The organism is Janthinobacterium sp. SUN176, assembly GCF_030587335.1.
Lineage (GTDB): Bacteria > Pseudomonadota > Gammaproteobacteria > Burkholderiales > Burkholderiaceae_D > Janthinobacterium > Janthinobacterium kumbetense.
The window spans coordinates 1,704,609-1,721,982 of the sequence record NZ_JAPWIA010000001.1 but is presented as its reverse complement, the minus strand read 5'-3'; the positions used below and the strand labels follow the sequence as shown (position 1 = coordinate 1,721,982).

The following is a 17,374-nucleotide window of genomic DNA, read 5'->3' as shown; positions in this document are numbered from 1 at the left end:
ATCAGATTGCCTGCGCATGCGCGCTTCTTCTAGCGTGCGGCCATCGCCGATGCAATCTCGATCGAACTCAGCTTCCAGCCCCACACGCCATGACGCAGCAGGACCAGCGCGCCTTCCTGCGCATTGCCATCCTTTGCGCGCACGATGAAGGTGTTCAGGCCGGCATAGCCGGCTGAATAGTCGGCCTTCTTGCGCGCGCCATCGGCGGGCGCATCCGGATTTGGCTCTGCTTGCGGGCTGACGGCGCTCTTGTTGACCAGCGCCACCACGCCGGCCGGCGAGACCATGGTGTCGACCATCTTGCCCAGCATGGCGCTGGCGATCGACTGGCCCAGCGCGGCCAGCGGGTTGCCGCTGCCGGCGGTCGCCTCGATGCTGCGCGCCATGCTCGCTTCCAGCTGCGTCTTGACGCTGGCGCGCAGGGCGGGGAAGTCCACGTGTGCGGCCAGGGCGTCGGCGTTGCGCTCGGCCAGCGCGGTCTTGATCTGGTGCAAGGTGTAGTAGGGCGAAGCGTAGGCGGTGACAGCGACGGCAATGACGGCCACGGCGGCGGCGATGGTGATTTTTTTCAAGTGATGCCTGTGAGGTAAAGGGTAGAAAACAATGCCACGCAGCGTAGCTGCTAAATGGGAATACGGCAATCATATTTTCTTGCCATTATTTCTGCGCCGTATGCCTGCGCATAGGCTCCGGCTGCGACTGCCGGGCCACTATAGAGTGGAAGAGGGTGGGTGCTGTATAATGGGGGAAAAGTACTTAACTAGCTGTTTTAACTGAATAAAGACCTAATATCACATGCTTTCAACCGCAAATATTACGATGCAGTTTGGCGCCAAGCCATTGTTTGAGAATATCTCCGTCAAGTTCGGCGACGGCAACCGCTATGGTTTGATCGGCGCGAACGGCTGCGGCAAGTCGACGTTCATGAAGATCCTAGGCGGCGACCTGGACCCGTCGGGCGGCAACGTCATGCTCGATACCAACGAGCGCCTGGGCAAGCTGCGCCAGGACCAGTTTGCGTTTGAAGACATGCGCGTCCTCGACGTCGTCATGATGGGCCATACGGAAATGTGGGCCGCCATCCAGCAACGCGACGCGATCTACGCGAACCCGGAAGCGACGGACGACGACTACATGCAGGCCGCCGAGCTGGAAGGCAAAGTTTCCGAATACGACGGCTACACGGCCGAATCGCGCGCGGGCGAACTGCTGCTGGGCGCCGGTGTCGCCATTGATCTGCATCAAGGCCCGATGAGCAATGTCTCGCCAGGCTGGAAGCTGCGCGTGCTGCTGGCGCAGGCGCTGTTCTCGAACCCGGACATCCTGCTGCTCGACGAGCCGACGAATAACCTAGACATCAACACGATTCGCTGGCTGGAAGACGTGCTCAACGAGCGCAATTCCACCATGATCATCATTTCCCATGATCGCCACTTCCTGAACCAGGTGTGCACCCACGTGGCCGACATGGACTACGGCACCCTGAAGATTTATCCAGGCAACTACGACGAATACATGTTCGCCTCGACCCAGGCGCGCAACCAGCAGCTGGCCAACAACGCGAAAGCGAAAGACAAGGTTGCCGAGCTGCAGGAATTCGTGCGTCGCTTTGCCGCGAACAAGTCGAAGGCCCGCCAGGCGACGTCGCGCGCCAAGCAGATCGAAAAGATCAAGGTCGACGACATCAAGCCATCGTCGCGTGCCTATCCGTTCGTGCGTTTCGACGGCGAAAAGAAATTGCACCGCCTGGCCGTGGAAGTCGAGAATATCTCGAAAGGCTTCGATCGCCAGCTGTTCAAGAACTTCAGCATCATGGTCGAGGCGGGTGAACGCATCGCCATCATCGGCGCCAACGGCGCTGGCAAGACCACCATGCTGCGCTGCATTGCGGGCGACATCGCCGGCTTGCAGCCGGACCAGGGCCGCGTGAAGTGGGCGGAAAACGCCAACGTGGGCTACATGCCGCAAGATCCGACGGAAGATTTCGCCAAGGACACGAACCTGACCGACTGGATCGGCCAGTGGACGAAAGAGGGCGATGACGACCAGGCCGTGCGTTCCATCCTGGGCCGCTTGCTGTTCGGCGGCGACGACGTCAAGAAGGCCGTCAAGGTACTGTCCGGTGGCGAAAAGGGCCGCATGATGTACGGCAAGCTGATGCTGGGCCGCCACAACGTGCTGATGCTCGATGAGCCGACCAACCACATGGACATGGAATCGATCGAATCCCTGAACATCGCGCTGGAAAAATACGCGGGCACCCTGATCTTCGTGTCGCATGACCGCGAATTCGTCTCTTCGCTGGCCAACCGCATCATCGAGATCAAGGAAGATGAAGTGGTCGATTACCGCGGCAACTATGAGGATTACCTCAAGAGCCAAGGTATTGACTAAACTCTGAGGCAAGATGCCGGATGGCGCGCCAGTCGCCCATCCGGCAGCACCACACCGACGCGCCGCGGTCCTTTCGTTCCGGCGCACCTGCTTTATTGCAATCGTGCCGGTCTATCCCGTTTTTGTTTGACACAGCCATGCAAACTTTAGCCATCAAATCCGTCGAGTACGAACATCCACAAGACGGAGCCAGCTGCACTGCCCACGCCTGGGCACGCACGCCAGCGACGCCTTCCCCGGCCGAAAAAGCCGAACTGATCACGCGCATCAAGCGCTTGCTGATCGAGCGCGAAGCCGTGCTCGTTGCCCACTACTACGTTGATGCTGACCTGCAAGACCTGGCGGAAGCCACGGGCGGCTGCGTCTCCGATTCCCTGGAAATGGCCCGCTTCGGGCGCGACCATCCGGCCAAGACCCTCGTCGTGGCCGGCGTGCGCTTCATGGGCGAAACGGCGAAAATCCTCAGTCCTGAAAAAACGGTCTTGATGCCCGACCTCGACGCGACCTGTTCGCTCGACCTGGGCTGCCCGGTGGATGAATTCACGGCCTTTTGCGACGCCCATCCGGACCGCACGGTCGTCGTCTACGCCAACACCAGCGCGGCAGTCAAGGCGCGCGCGGACTGGATGGTGACGTCGTCCATCGGCCTCGATATCGTTGCCCATTTGCATGCGCAGGGCAAGAAAATCCTGTGGGCGCCCGACAAGCACCTGGGCTCGTATATTCAGAAGGAAACGGGCGCCGACATGCTGCTGTGGCAGGGCAGCTGCCTCGTGCACGACGAATTCAAGGGGATCGAACTCGATTTGCTCAAGGAAGAGTATCCGCAAGCCAAGGTGCTCGTGCATCCGGAGTCGCCCGCGAATGTGGTGGCCCTGGCCGACATGGTCGGTTCCACGTCGCAAATGATTGCGGCAGCGCAAACCATGGATACGGACACTTTCATTGTCGCCACCGACAACGGCATCCTGCACAAGATGCGCGCGGCCGCGCCGGGCAAGCGTTTCATCGAAGCGCCCACGGCCGGCAACAGCGCCACCTGCAAGAGCTGCGCGCACTGCCCGTGGATGGCCATGAACGGCTTGCTGAACCTGGCTGAAACGCTGGAAAACATGCACAACGAAATCCACGTCGATCCCGCCGTCGGCCAGCTGGCCGTGCGTTCGATCAACCGCATGCTCGACTTCGCCGCCGCCAAGAAGGCGGGCCTCAAGCCGGGCGCGGACCTGGCAAAAGAAACTAAATTGTTCCAAGGAATCGGTCCAGCATGAGTACCCTCGTTAATTCTTTCGCTCCTTTCGATCCCGCCCTGGCGCGCGCATTCGAAGGCAATTTGCTGGCCGCCTTGCTGGAAGACGTGGGCCAGTGCGACCTGACGGGCGAACTGGTGCCGCCCGACCATATCGTCACGGCCCGTGTCATCGTGCGCGAAGCAGCCGTGCTGTGCGGCGCGCCGTGGTTCGAAGGCATCATGAAAAGCCTGGACCGCAGCATCGACATCGTTTGGCATTACGCCGAAGGCGACATGATGACGGCCGACAGCGTCGTGTGCACGATCGAAGCGCCGGCCCGCGCCTTGCTTACGGCCGAGCGCAGCGCCCTCAATTTCCTGCAGCTGCTGTCGGCGGTCGCCACGGCTACGCGCCAGTATGTCGATGTGGTCGCCGGCACCAAGGCGTCCATCCTGGACACGCGCAAGACCTTGCCGGGCCTGCGCCTGGCGCAAAAGTATGCGGTGCGCGTGGGCGGCGGCAAGAACCAGCGCCTGGCCCTGTATGACGGCATCCTGATCAAGGAAAACCATATCGCTGCCGCGGGCGGCGTCAGCCAGGCCCTGGAAAATGCGCGCAACCTCGACGCGGGCGTGCCCGTGCAAATCGAGGTGGAAACCCTGGCGCAATTGCAGGAAGCGCTGGACGCGGGCGCCGTTTCCGTCTTGCTCGATAACTTCAGCAACGACATGATGCGCGACGCCGTGGCCTTGACGCATGGCCGCGCCTTGCTGGAAGCGTCCGGCGGCATCAACTTCGACACCGTGCGCGCGATTGCCGAAACGGGCGTGGACCGCATCTCGATCGGCAGCCTGACCAAGGACGTGCGGGCCACCGATTACTCCTTGCGCATCGTCGGCTGATGAGCGGAGCAGGGCGGCGCCTGCTGGCCTTGGCGCTGCTGTGGCCGGCATTTGCCGCGCCGCTGCAGGCGCGCGAGCTGCTGGCCGTGGGCGCGCAGTTCGAGCGCGTCTTCGAGTACCAGGACAGCGGCGAGTATGGCGGCCTGGGCGCGGAACTGCTGCGCCTGATGGCGGCGCGCACGGGCAATACCGTGCGTTTCCGCATGGTGCCGTGGGCGCGCGCGCAAGCCATGCTGGTGCAGGGGCAGGCCGATATCCTGATCGGCCCCTACAAGACGCCCGAGCGTATCGCCGGCATGGCGTTTGCCGACAAGCCGTTTTACCAGGACCAGATGGTTTTTTACACGCGCCAGGACGCCAGCTTCGGCTGGGATGGCGACTATGCGGTGCTGAAGAGCCGCCGGGTGGTGCTGCTCAATGGCTGGGCCTATGGCGCGGACTGGGAGCGCGTGCGCCCCGGCTTGCAGGTCAGCGTGGCGAATAACGTGGAAAACGGCTTGAAGATGCTGGTGCACAACCACGTCGACGTATTCGTCAGCAACCGCCGCAATACCGACCCCGTGATCGCCCGCCTCGGCTATGGGCGCCAAGTGAAACCCTTGCCCAAAGTCATAGAAGTGCAGAATGGCTATTTTGCCTTTCCCCGCTCGCCCGCCTTCGACAAGCTGCGCCTGCAGTTCGACCAGGAATTGAATAGCCTGATCGAGACAGGCGAACTGAAAAAGCTGGGCAAGCGCTACGACGTCGGCATACCCTGACGGGGCGCAAGCCCTATCTGCGCTGCGCTTGACGCGGCTCAAGCGCCCGGCACGGTCCGCTTATACCCTGATGGCAGGCAGCGCAATTCTGCCCATCTCGCAGAAGGGGAACGCCATGAAAACGCATACCACCAGGCAGATTGTTTGCGCCTGTCTCGCCGCCGCGCTGGCCACCGTGCTGTTTGCCTGCGGCGGCGGCCACCACCATCACAAGCCGCCGGCCCTGAACGCATATGCGGCGACCAGCCTCGTATCCGATACGGCCGCGCTGCCGGCCGCGCACACGGACCCCAACCTCGTCAATGCCTGGGGCGTGGCGTTCAATCCGCGCGGCTTCGTCTGGGTGGCGGCGAATGGCACGGCGAAGTCGACCTTATACGATGGCAACGGCGTGCCGCAATCGCTGGTGGTCAGCACGCCGGCAGGGCCGACGGGCATCGTCTTCAACGGCACGCAGGATTTCAAGCTGAGCCAGAATGGCGTGACGGCGCCCAGCCCCTTCATCTTCGCCAGCGAAAGCGGCAGCATCTCGGCCTGGTCGCCCACGGTCAGCCCCGTCACGGCCCTGGTCGTGTATGACGGCAGCGCCGGCGGCAGCGTCTACAAGGGCCTGGCGATTGCCGCCCGTGCGGGCGCCAACTACCTGTACGCGGCCGATTTCCATAACGGACGCGTCGACGTCTTCGATGCCAATTTTGCCAGGGCCAGCTGGCCTGGCGTGTTCAGCGATCCCGACTTGCCGGCCGGCTATGCACCGTTCGGCATCCAGGCTATCGGCGAGCGCATCTATGTCGCCTATGCCAAGCGCGAAGCCAGCGGCGACGACGAGGAGGCTGGCGCGGGCCTGGGCATCGTCAATGTGTACGACACCGGCGGCACGCTGATCAAGCGGCTGGTGAGCGGCGGGGCCTTGAATGCGCCATGGGGCATGGCGCTGGCGCCGGCCGACTTCGGCTCTGCCAGCAATATGCTGTTGATCGGGAATTTTGGCGATGGCAGGATCAACGCCTATGACACCGTCACGGGCAAGGCTGGCGGGCCGCTGCTCAAGCCCGACGGCACGCCGCTGGTGATCGATGGCTTGTGGGGCATCGCCTTCGGCAATGGCCTCAACAGCCAGCCCGTCAATACCCTGTTCTATGCGGCCGGGCCGGCTGACGAGGCGCACGGACAATATGGGCGCATCGACGTGAAGTAGCGTGGCACGGGCAGGCGCGCTGTGCCCAGTGCGCCTGCAACCGGCCGGCAAGGGCCTACAGCTGGCGTGCCTCGAAGGTGTTGCACTGGGAAATCTGGCCGCTCTCGATGCCTTTGCTGAACCAGCGCACGCGCTGCTCCGAGGTGCCGTGCGTAAACGAGTCCGGCACGACATGGCCTTGCGACTGGCGCTGCAGCGCATCGTCGCCGATGGCCGTGGCCGCTTTCAGGGCCGCTTCCACGTCGCCCTGTTCCAGGATCTTGCGGTCGGCGTTCGCGTGATACGCCCACACGCCGGCAAAGCAGTCGGCCTGCAATTCCAGGCGCACGGACATGGCGTTGGCCTGGCGCTCCGACTGCGTGCGGCGGGCATTGTCGACCTTCTCGGACAAGCCCATCAGGTTTTGCACGTGGTGGCCCACCTCATGCGCGATCACGTAGGCTTCGGCAAATTCGCCCGAGACCTTGAAGCGCTGCTGCATCAGGTTGAAGAAATCGAGGTCCAGGTAGACTTTCTGGTCGCCAGGGCAATAGAAGGGACCGCTGGCGCTCTGGCCCGTGCCGCAAGCCGTCGGCGTGCTGCCGGAAAACAGCACCAGCTTGGGTTTCACATAGCTGCCGCCTTCCGCTTTGAACAGGGCGCCCCACGTGTCTTCCGTATCGGCCAGCACGGTTTTCACGAAGCGGGCCATCTCGTCCGATTCGGGCGGCTGGCGCGCGGGCGACTGGCTTTGCTGGGTGCTGATCTGGCCGCCACCGCCGCTGAGCAGGTTGAGCAAGGTCAAGGGATTGACGCCCAGCACATACGAGCCGACGAGGGCGATGACGATGGTGCCGATGCCGATCGAGCGCCCGCCAAACCCAAAGCCTCCACCGCCGCCGCCCCCACCGCCCCCACCGCCGTCTTCGCCACGGCGATCTTCCACATTGTCGCTTTCGCGATTGCCTTCCCATTTCATGATATCTACTCCTGCTGCGATTTGCGATTGATTGGTGACGCCGTAAGATGTCTCTTGCGGTGAGTCTTATAACGAATCTTACAATTATCGCAGCAAACCGCGCCGCGACAGGAGCGACAGTGTTACGCTTTGCAACTTTCCACCCACATCACAACAGGTACACGCATGGCGCTTGCCAACGATACACGCATTTCTCCCGTCGCGGTGGTCCAGGCCCAACTGGACGCCTACAACGCGCACGACGTGCCGGCCTTGCTGGCCATCTATGCCGACGACGCACAGCAATTCCAGCATCCCGATACCTTGCTGGCCACGGGCAGCGGGCAAATCGGCCCCCGTTTCACGGCCCGCTTCGCCGCCAGCAAACCGCATGCGCAGTTGCTCAACCGCATAGCCTGCGGCAAGCTGGTGATCGACCATGAAATCGTCCATGGCGACACGGACGATGGCGTGTCGGCGCAGGAACTGGTGGCGACGTATGACGTGGAGCAGGGACGCATCAGCCGCGCCTGGTTCAGCTTTGGCGCTTTGAGCGGCTTGCGCGTGGCGCTGCCGGCCGACGTGCCTGCCATGAACGCGCTGATTGCCCGTTCCGGCGTGGCGCTGAGCGCGGGGTTCTATACGCCGGAACAGGCCGAGTCCGTGACGCGCCACGTGTTCGGCGTCGATACGCAGCTCGTGGCCGACCAGACGTATTTCGTCATCGAACGGGAGGGCGCCATGCTGGCCTGCGGCGGCTGGAGCCGGCGCGCCACCCTGTATGGCGCCGACCGCGCCAAGAACGGCCCGGACCCGCTGCTCGATCCGGCCAGCCAGCCGGGCCGCATCCGCGCCTTCTTTGTCGAGCCAGGCGCCGCGCGCCAGGGCCTGGGCAGCATGCTGATGCGCCATTGCGAACGCCAGGCGCTGGCCGCCGGTTTTACCGCCCTGGAACTGGCCGCCACCTTGCCCGGCGTGCCGCTGTACCTGGCCAGCGGCTTTGCCGTGACGGAAGAGTTTTACCTGGACTTGCCCGATGGCGTCAAGCTGCCGCTGGCGCGCATGCACAAGCGGCTGTAATGTTTTACCAGGGCAACGGGGCTTGCTCTCCATTCGCGTGCTCGCCGTAATACAGCGATGGCAAAAAGCGCGACAGGTAGGTAAATTCGCTGTAGCAATGGCGCAGCAAGTTCAGGCCCAGCACGTCGGGCACGTCGCGCACGGGGTTCAGGCTATTGCGGCCTAGCAAGAAGCGGCTGCGCAGCACGCAGCCCGTGGGGGTGTCGCGCGTCAGGTGCAGCATTTCGCCATCGAGCGGATCGCCCTGCGGATCGAGCGCCACATGGTCGCCGAAGCCGATGCGCGCGCAGATGGCGGCCGACAGGGCGCCGCTGTCCCTGGCCTGTTGCAGTTGCGCCGTATCAAATACATCCTTCGGATCATGGAACTTCAGCTTGGCTTTCACGGGCGGAATGTCGCCCAGCGATTCCACTGCCTCGATCGAGGCGCCATAGTAACTTTCTCCCTTTTTCCACGCGCTGTTCCAGCCATGATGGGCCACGTGATCGTGCGGGTGCCACCATTTGATGTGCTGCGTCGTCTCGAAAAACGTAAACCACCAGTCCAGCATGCGCCCGCTGCAGCCGTGCAGTTCCGTGCGCGCCGCCACCAGCAGGCAACCGTTTTCCAGGCGCGTGACGCCCGTTTCCAGGTGCAGGGGAAATGGGTCGAGCAAGTCGCCTGTGCTGGTAATGCTCCATGGGAATTCAATATGCTGCGTCATGTCGTTCTCCTTTGTTGGGGTGAGCCAATTATATATTAAAGAAACGTTTAGCGTTTCCTAAATATGTTTCAGTGTAAAATTGCTCATCGATCAAGCTTGGAGCTGGCATGCAGGAAGAAGAGAGCAAGGCCTTGCGCGGACGGGGCCGTCCGGCGCGGCCTCCCGAGGAAGCGCGCGAGGCGGCCGTGCAGGCGGCTACCTGGCTGCTGCTGAACGAAGGCTATGCGGCCACGACCATGGAAGCGGTGGCGCGCCACGCGGGCATGGCAAAGAAATCGCTGTATCAATACGCGGCCAACCGCGAGGAACTGGTCGCCCTGGTGGTGCGCGGCTGGACGGATGCTTTCCTGCCGGCCATGGCGCACGATGCGGCCGGGCCCGGTGAGGTGTTGCCGCTGTTGAAAGAGATCTTGCAGGCGATGGCGGCGCGCGTGCTGACGGCGGACGCCGTGGGACTGTTCCGCCTGCTGTGCACGGAGTTTCCCGCCCGCGCGGATCTACTTGCCGTGTATCAGCGCAACGGCATCGAGCGGGGCACGGCCCTGCTGGCCGACTGGCTGCAGCGCCAGGCCGCGCGCGGCCATCTGGCGTTGCAGGATGGGCGGGAGGTGGCCGGCTTGCTGCTGGCCATGGTGATTGCCGAGCCCCTGCGGCAGATGGCGCTGGGCTTGCTGGCGCCCGCGCCGGCCTGGGATGCCGCGCCGCGCATCGATGCCGCGCTGCGCCTGCTGGGCGGCTCGGCCTTCAGCGTGGCTGGTGCTTCAGCGCTTCGCGGTAGCTGAGCGCCGACAGTTGCTGGCGGTGCGCGTCGGCAAATGCCGTCACGGCCTCTGGCGCGTGGCGCGCGTAGTCGCGCAAGGCCCAGCCGATGGCCTTGCGGATGAAAAACTCGTCTTCGTGGGCCAGCGCCAGCGCCGCGCCGAACAGCCAGGCCGCGTCCGTCTCGGCCCGCCAGCCCAGCTGGTGCAGCATGGCGATGCGGCGCAGCCAGAAATCGTCATGGCGCAAGGCGGCCTCCATGTGCGCATGGCCGTCGCCGCCGCGCTGCCGTTCCGCCTGCAGCACCTCGCCGACGATGCCCGCCATGCCGTCGACGCTGTCCCACCACGCGCGCTGGCGCGCCAGTGCCAGCAGGGCGGGGAGGTGTTCGATGCCCAGCTGGCGCCGGTGCAGGGCCAGCATGTCGAGCGCCACGTGCTGGTACTCGCGTTCCGGCTGTTGCCACAGCAGTTGCGCATGTTCCAGCAGGGCATCGGCACCGATGCCTTGCAAGCCCGCCAGCAAGCCCCTGGCGGCCAGCCGCCGCTGCGGCGCTGCCACGCCCAGGAAAACGAACTGGTCGCGCATATAGGCTTGCATGGGCCCCGCGCGGCCCGGTTCGGCAACCGCTTCCAGCGCCGCCTTCAGTTCTGCATGTAAATCCATCGCATCTCGCTTTTTTCAGGCGTAAAAAAAGCGCCCCGAAGAGCGCTCTTGTCCAGCCATCCAAACGGCTGATAGAAGCGTAGCGAGCGGCAGCGATTTGTGGCCGAGACGCGCAACCGTACGAAGGTACGGTGAGCATCGCAGGCCGCAAAGCGCGACGCGCAGTAGCTTATATCAGGCGTTTTTATTGGATTTTTGCCTTCTTCATCAACTCATCGCGGTAGGCGGCGAGTTTCTTCTGTTGCAGCGACTCGGCCACCTGGCCCTTGACTTCTTCCAGTGCCGGCAACTTCGTCGGACGGGTTTCTTCCAGCTTGATCACGTGGAAGCCGAATTGCGATTGCACTGGCGTTTGCGTGACCTGGCCTGGTTTCAGGGCGACCATGGCGTCGGAGAATGGCTTCACGTACGAAGCTGGGCTAGCCCAGTCCAGGTCGCCGCCATTGGCTGCGGAACCGTCTTTCGATACTTTCGCCAGTTCTTCGAACTTGGCGCCGCCTTTCAGCTTGGCGATGATGTCTTTCGCTTCCGCTTCGGTGGCCACCAGGATGTGGCGTGCATGGTATTCCTTGTCGCCCGCTTGTGCCTTGAACTTGTCGTATTCGGCCTTGATTTCAGCGTCCTTGACAGGGTTTTTCTTCACGTAGTCGGCCAGCAGGGCATTGATGATGATGCTTTGACGGGCATTGTCGATCTGCGACTTGACTTCCGGACGGGTGCCGTAGCCTTGCTTGTCGGCTTCCTGGATCAGCACTTCACGGCCGATCAGGTCTTTCTTGATGGCTTCGCGCAATTGCGGCGAATCCGCTTGTTTGCCTTGGGCGACGACTTGCTTGACGACCTGGTCGACGCGCGACGAAGGGATGGCCTTGCCGTTCACGGTGGCCACGTTTTGCGCGAACGCAGGGATCGCTACAACGGCGACCAGGGCTAAGATCAGGCGGGCTGGCTTCAAAATCATGTTCATTCCTAATAAGTATACAAAAACCGATACAAAAGATCGCGACTGCCGTGCAGTACGCATTCAGGCGCAGAATACACGACCGGCGCCGAAAAGGGCGCCGGGGAGGTCAGTTCTTACTGAACTTTCGCTTTTTTGATCATTTCTTCCTGATACGCTTGCAGTTTCTTTTGCTGCAGCGCTTCGGCGATCTGTGGCTTGACTTCTTCCAGGGTCGGCAGTTTTGCCGCGCGGGTGTCGTCCAGCTTGATCACGTGGAAACCGTTAGGCGTCTGCACCGGGGTGTCGGTGACCTGGCCTTTTTGCAGTTTCACGAAGGCGTCGGAGAAGACTTTCGGGAAGGACGATGGTGCTGCCCAGTCCAGGTCGCCGCCGTTGTCGGCCGAGCCGGCATCTTTCGATTGCTTGGCCAGGTCTTCGAACTTGGCGCCGCCTTTCAGCTTAGCGATGATGTCTTTCGCTTCCGCTTCGGTCGCTACCAGGATGTGGCGTACGTGGTATTCCTTGTCGCCGGTCTGGGCCACGAAACGGTCGTATTCCGCCTTGATTTCAGCGTCGTTGACCGGGTTCTTTTTCAGGTAGTCGCCGACCAGGGCGTTGATGACGATGGCCTGGCGTGCGTTCTCGATTTGCTGCTTGACTGCTGCATCTTTACCGAAACCTTTGTTTTCCGCTTCTTGCATCAGCACTTCACGGCCGATCAAGTCCTTCTTGATCATTTCGCGCAATTGCGGCGAATCCGGTTGCTGGCCTTGGGCGACGACTTGCTTGACGACTGCATCAACGCGCGACGATGGGATAGGCTTGCCATTAACAACGGCAACATTTTGCGCAAAAACAGGTACCGCGACAACGGCGAGTAGTGCGATCAGCAAGCGGGCTGGCTTAAAAGTCATTATTAAATCCTGTTAGGGAAAGTTTCGTAAAAAACGCATGGAAAGAAATCCAGGCATGGCACCAGAAGCAAGGGCATACCCAAGTGATCCGGGTACGCCAAAAACGCCATCCTTATGCTACCTCGGACGGCGCCAATGCCACAATCGCCAATGCATGTATCTCATTATGCATCATATCGTGCACGGAATCATACACCAGTCGATGGCGCATGACGAGCCTGAGCCCCTCAAATTGACTAGAAATAATGCGTAGATTGTAATGGCCGCCGCCCGAGGCGGCGCCCGCATGGCCCCGGTGGCGCGCCGAGTCGTCTTCCAGCACGCATTCCAGAGGGGAAAGTGCCGTTTCCAGGCGGGTACGAATGCGCTGCATGCGCGTTTCCGGCGCGGTATTCTCGGTGGTGGTGTGCATCATGCGTCTTCCTTGATATGTTTGGCCAGGAACAGGGTTTGCGCCACGATGAAGGCAAAGAAAATGCCCGTCGCGCCAAACGCCTTGAAGCTGACCCAGGCAGCCATGTCGCCCTTGTACAGCACGAAGGCGACGAACAGGTTCAGTGCGCCGATGGCGCCAAAGAAAATGATCCAGGCGGCCAGCAGCTGGTTCCAGACGGCATCCGGCAATTGCACTTGCGCTTCCATGGTCTTGCGGATCAGGTTTTTCTTGAAACCCACGTGGGCGATCAAGAGGGCCAGGCCGGACAGCCAGTAGATCAGGGTCGGCTTCCATTTCAGGAAGAAGTCGTCATGCAGGTAAATGCTGGCGCCGCCGAACACGACAAAGATGAACAGCGACAGCCACAGCATGCCGTCCACCTTGCGCCCGCGCAGCAGCAGATAGCTGACCTGGCAAGCCGTGGCGACGATGCCGACGAGGGTGGCAAGTATCCACGGCGCCTGGTCGGCCTTGATCAGGCCGCCGGACACGAAGCCGGACAGATATTGCTGCACGAAATCGTGCGTGGCCGCTTCATACATGCCGCCCAGTTTGAAGGCGGTGAAGAAGGCGATCAGGGGGAAGAGGTCGAATAGAAATTTCATGGCGAGACTTTACACTGGTCTTATTAAAATCATCTTAGGAATGGCTTAGGAGCAAGGCCTAAGCCATTGCCAGCATCAAGGCTGCGGATCGAAGCGCAGGGAAGCCGAATTGATGCAATAGCGCAAGCCGGTCGGCGGCGGGCCGTCCGGGAAGACGTGGCCCAGGTGGGCGTCGCAGACGGCGCAGACGATTTCCGTGCGTACCATGCCGTGGCTGCGGTCGACGATTTCCGTGACATTCGCCGGGTCGAGCGCCTGGAAATAGCTGGGCCAGCCGCAGCCGGAGTCGAATTTCGTGTCGGAGGCAAATAGTGGCGTGTTGCAGCAGACGCAGGTGTAGACGCCGTGTTCATGGTGGTCCCAGAACTTGCCCGTGAAGGCCCGTTCCGTGGCCGCGTGGCGCGTGACTTCGTATTGCATCGAGTCGAGCATGGCGCGCCATTCGGCGTCGGTTTTCTTGACTTTATTCGTGGTCATAAGGACTCCTTAGGATGAGCAGCTGACTTCAAGGTGGCTGGCCCAGTCGGGCGGCAGGGCCGCATAGTGCTGGTGTTCGGGCTGTTCGTCAAATGGCTTTTGCAAAACTTCCAGCAATTTCGCCACTTCCGTGTAATCGTGCTGCTGGGCTTTCTCGATGGCCACTTGCGCCAGGTAGTTGCGCAGCACGTATTTCGGGTTGACCTGGTTCATGGCGGCTTGCCGTTCGGCATCGACGCTGTGCTCCTGCAGCAGGCGCGCGCGGTAGGTCGTCGCCCACGCATCGAAGGCGGGGCGGTCGATGAACATGTCGCGCAGCATCGTGTCGTGTTCGGGAGCGGCCACTCGCAAGGTCGCCAGCGCGCGGAAGAAGTTGGTGAAATCCACGTGGTTGGCTTGCATCAGCGCAAACATGCTGTCGAACAGCGCCGTGTCGTCTTCCTGCGCCGTGCGCAAACCCAGCTTGGCGCGCAGCAAGGCATTCATCTTGTCCGCAAACGCGGGTTGGTAGCCGTCCAGCGCCGCCTGCGCCAGTTCCACTTCGCCGATCAGCGGCAGCAGGGCCTGGCCCAGCGCATAGCAGTTCCAGTGGCCTACTTGCGGCTGGTTGGCGTAGGAATAGCGGCCCTGCTGGTCCGTATGGTTGCAGATGTGCTCGGCGTCAAACGCTTCCATGAAGCCGAAGGGGCCGTAATCGAGCGTCAGGCCCAGGATGGACATATTGTCCGTGTTCATGACGCCATGCATGAAGCCCACGGCTTGCCAGTGAGCAATCATGTGCGCCGTGCGCACGCACACTTCGGCCAGCAAGGCTTGATATGGATTTGATGCGGCGCGCAAATGGGGATAAAAACCGTCGATGACGTAATCGGCAAGGATTTTCAGCTCGTCCGGCTTCTTGCGGTAAAACCAGTGTTCGAACGAGCCGAAGCGCACGAAAGTGGGCGCCATGCGCGTCACGACGGCGGCCGTTTCCACCGTTTCGCGCATGATGCCTTGCTGCGAACCCATGATGGACAGCGCGCGCGAGGTAGGAATGCCCAGCGCCGCCATGGCTTCCGAGCACAGGAATTCGCGGATGGACGAGCGCAGCACGGCGCGCCCGTCGCCCATGCGCGAATACGGCGTGGCGCCAGCGCCTTTCAGCTGCAGCTCCATCGGGCCGTGTTCGGTGGCGATATCGCCCAGCAAGATGGCGCGGCCGTCGCCCAGCTGGCCGGCCCAGACGCCGAACTGGTGGCCCGAATACACGGCCGACAGGGGAATCGAGCGCTCGGCAACCGTGTTGCCGCTCAGCAGCTCCACGTAATCGGGCCCGGCCAGGCGCGCGGCATCGAGGCCGACCAGGCTGGCGGCCGGCGCGCTGGCGGCCACGAAATACGGGGCGGGCAGGGGCGTGGGCATCAAGCGCGTATAGAACGCGGGCGGCAAGGCCGCAAAGGCGTTATCCAGTGGTAAGGTATGAGCGGTGATGGCAATTCCAGTCAGATAAGAGGGACCGGCAAGGTGCGCCAGCCTGGAAGGCGATTTTACCGCACGGCGCCAAGCTGCGTGGCGGGCGCGGAAATGGGGGCCAAGGCGGCAAAAAACGGAATCAAAAATTCCATGCTGCAATGCAATATCGAAATGCGTTGACGATTTCCGCACGACCGTACGAAACTAAGGAAAATCTTTAAATTCCAACAATAACCGAGTATCCAACCCAGGAGACACGATGTCGGCATTTCCCTTGAGTCCAGTGATGGGCCAGATGATGAATCAGCCCCTGCTGATTTCCAGCATTATCGAGTTTGCAGCGCGTCATTATGGAGGCAGCGAAATCATTTCGCGGCGGGTGGAGGGCGATATGCACCGCTACACCTACCGCGATTGCCACCAGCGCGCGCGTCGGCTGGCGAACGCCTTGCATGGCCTCGGCGTCGGCATGGGCGACCGGGTCGCCACCCTGGCCTGGAACGGCTACCGCCACCTGGAAGCCTATTATGCCGTGTCCGGATCGGGCGCCGTGCTGCACACCATCAATCCGCGCCTGTTCCCCGACCAGATCGCCTACATCTCGAACCATGCCGAAGACCAGGTCTTGCTGTTCGATTTGACCTTCTTGCCCGTGGTGGAGAAAATCGCCGCCGACTGCACGTTTGTCCGTCACTTCGTGCTGATGTGCGACCGCGAGCGCATGCCGGCCAGCAGCACGATCCCCGACCTGCTGTGCTATGAAGACTTGATCGCCACGCATTCCGACGATTACGCCTGGCCCCTGTTCGACGAAAATGCAGCCGCCACCCTGTGCTACACGTCGGGTACGACGGGCAACCCCAAGGGCGCCCTGTATTCGCACCGCTCGACCGTGCTGCACGCGTACGCGTCGGCCATGCCCAGCGCCCTGAACGTGCGCGCCTCGGACACCGTGTTGCCCGTCGTGCCCATGTTCCACGTGAATGCGTGGGGCTTGCCGTATTCCGTGCCCCTGTCCGGCGCGCGCATGGTGTTTCCCGGCGCGGCGCTCGATGGCAAGTCGCTGTATGAACTGTTCGAGGCGGAAAAGGTGACGTTCTCGGCCGGCGTGCCCACCGTCTGGCTGGGTTTGCTCAATCACGCCTTGCAGAATAACTTGCAGTTTTCCACCTTCCGCCGCACGGTGATCGGGGGGGCCGCGTGCCCGCCCGCCATGATGGATACCCTGATCGACAAGTTCGACATCGAGGTCATCCACGCCTGGGGCATGACGGAAATGTCGCCGCTGGGCACGGCCGGCGGCTTGCAGACCAAGCACCTGGACTTGCCGAAGGAGGAACAGCGCAAGATCCTGCAAAAGCAGGGCCATGCGATTTATGGCGTGGACATGAAGATCGTCGACGACGATGGCAAGGAATTGCCGTGGGATGGCGTGGCCTACGGGCATTTGCTGGTGAAAGGGCCGTGGATCATTTCCTCGTACTACAAGAACGAGGGCGGCGAGGTGTTGCAGGATGGCTGGTTCCCCACGGGCGACGTGGCTACCATCGATGCGGACGGCTACATGCAGATCACGGACCGCAGCAAGGACGTGATCAAGTCGGGCGGCGAGTGGATCGGCACCATCGACCTGGAAAACCTGGCCATGGCGCACCCGGCCGTGCTGCAGGCGGCCTGCATCGGCGTGTTCCACCCGAAATGGGACGAGCGCCCCGTGCTCGTGGTGGTGTTGCGTCCCGGCATGACGGTCACGCGCGATGCCTTGCTGCAATTTTTCGAAGGCAAGATCGCCAAGTGGTGGACGCCCGACGACGTGCTGTTCATCGACGCCTTGCCCATGGGCGCCACGGGCAAGATCCAGAAAAACAAGCTGCGCGAGCAGTTCAAGGGGCACAAGCTGCCGGGCATGTAAAGC

General features: G+C 62.1%; 18 protein-coding genes. 8 read left to right on the top strand and 10 right to left on the bottom strand.

The genetic code is table 11. The annotated features are described in order from the left end of the window. Positions 1-29 precede the first annotated feature (29 nt). Positions 30-572 carry a DUF2939 domain-containing protein gene (locus O3299_RS07775; protein ID WP_305061976.1) on the bottom strand — a complete coding sequence of 181 codons (543 nt, stop codon included), beginning with the start codon at positions 570-572 and terminating at the stop codon, positions 30-32. Positions 573-795: 223 nt separating this feature from the next. Here O3299_RS07775 and O3299_RS07770 point away from each other — a divergent pair, with 223 nt between their 5' ends. The 5 genes from O3299_RS07770 to O3299_RS07750 all read left to right on the top strand — a co-directional run bounded on the left by O3299_RS07770 (position 796) and on the right by O3299_RS07750 (position 6,484). Beyond that, entirely contained in the window at positions 796-2,394 is a 1,599-nt protein-coding gene (locus O3299_RS07770) for an ABC-F family ATPase (RefSeq protein WP_034756044.1), read from the top strand. 137 nt (positions 2,395-2,531) lie between these two features. Beyond that, positions 2,532-3,665, top strand: a complete 1,134-nt coding sequence (gene nadA, locus O3299_RS07765; RefSeq protein WP_289904874.1) for a quinolinate synthase NadA — start codon at positions 2,532-2,534, stop codon at positions 3,663-3,665. Next, complete coding sequence (nadC, locus tag O3299_RS07760; protein WP_289897813.1) at positions 3,662-4,528, top strand: carboxylating nicotinate-nucleotide diphosphorylase; 867 nt, start codon at positions 3,662-3,664, stop codon at positions 4,526-4,528. Before nadA ends, nadC begins: the two co-directional genes overlap by 4 nt. After that, positions 4,528-5,286 (top strand): ABC transporter substrate-binding protein, encoded by a 759-nt coding sequence (locus O3299_RS07755; protein ID WP_289904876.1) that lies wholly within the window; start codon positions 4,528-4,530, stop codon positions 5,284-5,286. Before nadC ends, O3299_RS07755 begins: the two co-directional genes overlap by 1 nt. A 115-nt stretch (positions 5,287-5,401) precedes the next feature. Further along, entirely contained in the window at positions 5,402-6,484 is a 1,083-nt protein-coding gene (locus O3299_RS07750; protein WP_305061975.1) for a TIGR03118 family protein, read from the top strand. Positions 6,485-6,539: 55 nt separating this feature from the next. Here O3299_RS07750 and O3299_RS07745 read toward each other — a convergent pair whose 3' ends face one another. Next, positions 6,540-7,442 (bottom strand): neutral zinc metallopeptidase, encoded by a 903-nt coding sequence (locus O3299_RS07745; RefSeq protein ID WP_305061974.1) that lies wholly within the window; start codon positions 7,440-7,442, stop codon positions 6,540-6,542. A gap of 165 nt (positions 7,443-7,607) precedes the next feature. On the opposite strand from O3299_RS07745, the gene O3299_RS07740 reads away from it, so the two are divergent. Continuing rightward, positions 7,608-8,501, top strand: a complete 894-nt coding sequence (locus O3299_RS07740) for a GNAT family N-acetyltransferase (RefSeq protein ID WP_305061973.1) — start codon at positions 7,608-7,610, stop codon at positions 8,499-8,501. A 4-nt stretch (positions 8,502-8,505) separates the two neighbouring features. Here O3299_RS07740 and O3299_RS07735 read toward each other — a convergent pair whose 3' ends face one another. Next, the gene (locus O3299_RS07735) at positions 8,506-9,204 is read right to left on the bottom strand and encodes a DAPG hydrolase family protein (RefSeq protein WP_289914682.1); all 699 of its coding nucleotides are present in this window, start codon (positions 9,202-9,204) and stop codon (positions 8,506-8,508) included. Positions 9,205-9,311: 107 nt separating this feature from the next. Between O3299_RS07735 and O3299_RS07730 the strand changes: the two genes are divergently transcribed. Continuing rightward, complete coding sequence (locus O3299_RS07730) at positions 9,312-9,986, top strand: TetR/AcrR family transcriptional regulator (protein ID WP_305061972.1); 675 nt, start codon at positions 9,312-9,314, stop codon at positions 9,984-9,986. Here the strand turns inward: O3299_RS07730 and O3299_RS07725 are convergent. The 7 genes from O3299_RS07725 to O3299_RS07695 all read right to left on the bottom strand — a co-directional run bounded on the left by O3299_RS07725 (position 9,949) and on the right by O3299_RS07695 (position 15,492). Further along, positions 9,949-10,629, bottom strand: coding sequence for a DNA alkylation repair protein (locus O3299_RS07725; protein ID WP_305061971.1), 681 nt, complete (start codon positions 10,627-10,629; stop codon positions 9,949-9,951). The two genes, O3299_RS07730 and O3299_RS07725, sit on opposite strands and share 38 nt — an antisense overlap. A gap of 184 nt (positions 10,630-10,813) precedes the next feature. Next, positions 10,814-11,590, bottom strand: coding sequence for a peptidylprolyl isomerase (locus O3299_RS07720; protein ID WP_034756072.1), 777 nt, complete (start codon positions 11,588-11,590; stop codon positions 10,814-10,816). A 116-nt stretch (positions 11,591-11,706) separates the two neighbouring features. Next, positions 11,707-12,486, bottom strand: a complete 780-nt coding sequence (locus O3299_RS07715; RefSeq protein WP_077404793.1) for a peptidyl-prolyl cis-trans isomerase — start codon at positions 12,484-12,486, stop codon at positions 11,707-11,709. Between the two features lie 112 nt (positions 12,487-12,598). Continuing rightward, entirely contained in the window at positions 12,599-12,901 is a 303-nt protein-coding gene (locus O3299_RS07710; protein ID WP_257219016.1) for a BolA family transcriptional regulator, read from the bottom strand. Next, positions 12,898-13,527 (bottom strand): septation protein A, encoded by a 630-nt coding sequence (locus O3299_RS07705; protein WP_099411909.1) that lies wholly within the window; start codon positions 13,525-13,527, stop codon positions 12,898-12,900. Before O3299_RS07705 ends, O3299_RS07710 begins: the two co-directional genes overlap by 4 nt. Before the next feature lie 75 nt (positions 13,528-13,602). After that, positions 13,603-14,004: a peptide-methionine (R)-S-oxide reductase MsrB gene (msrB, locus tag O3299_RS07700; RefSeq protein WP_034756083.1), complete on the bottom strand. Its 402-nt coding sequence runs from the start codon at positions 14,002-14,004 to the stop codon at positions 13,603-13,605. Positions 14,005-14,013: 9 nt separating this feature from the next. Beyond that, complete coding sequence (locus O3299_RS07695; RefSeq protein WP_370385299.1) at positions 14,014-15,492, bottom strand: YdiU family protein; 1,479 nt, start codon at positions 15,490-15,492, stop codon at positions 14,014-14,016. 226 nt (positions 15,493-15,718) lie between these two features. On the opposite strand from O3299_RS07695, the gene O3299_RS07690 reads away from it, so the two are divergent. Next, positions 15,719-17,371: a 3-(methylthio)propionyl-CoA ligase gene (locus O3299_RS07690; protein WP_305061970.1), complete on the top strand. Its 1,653-nt coding sequence runs from the start codon at positions 15,719-15,721 to the stop codon at positions 17,369-17,371. Positions 17,372-17,374 lie beyond the last annotated feature (3 nt).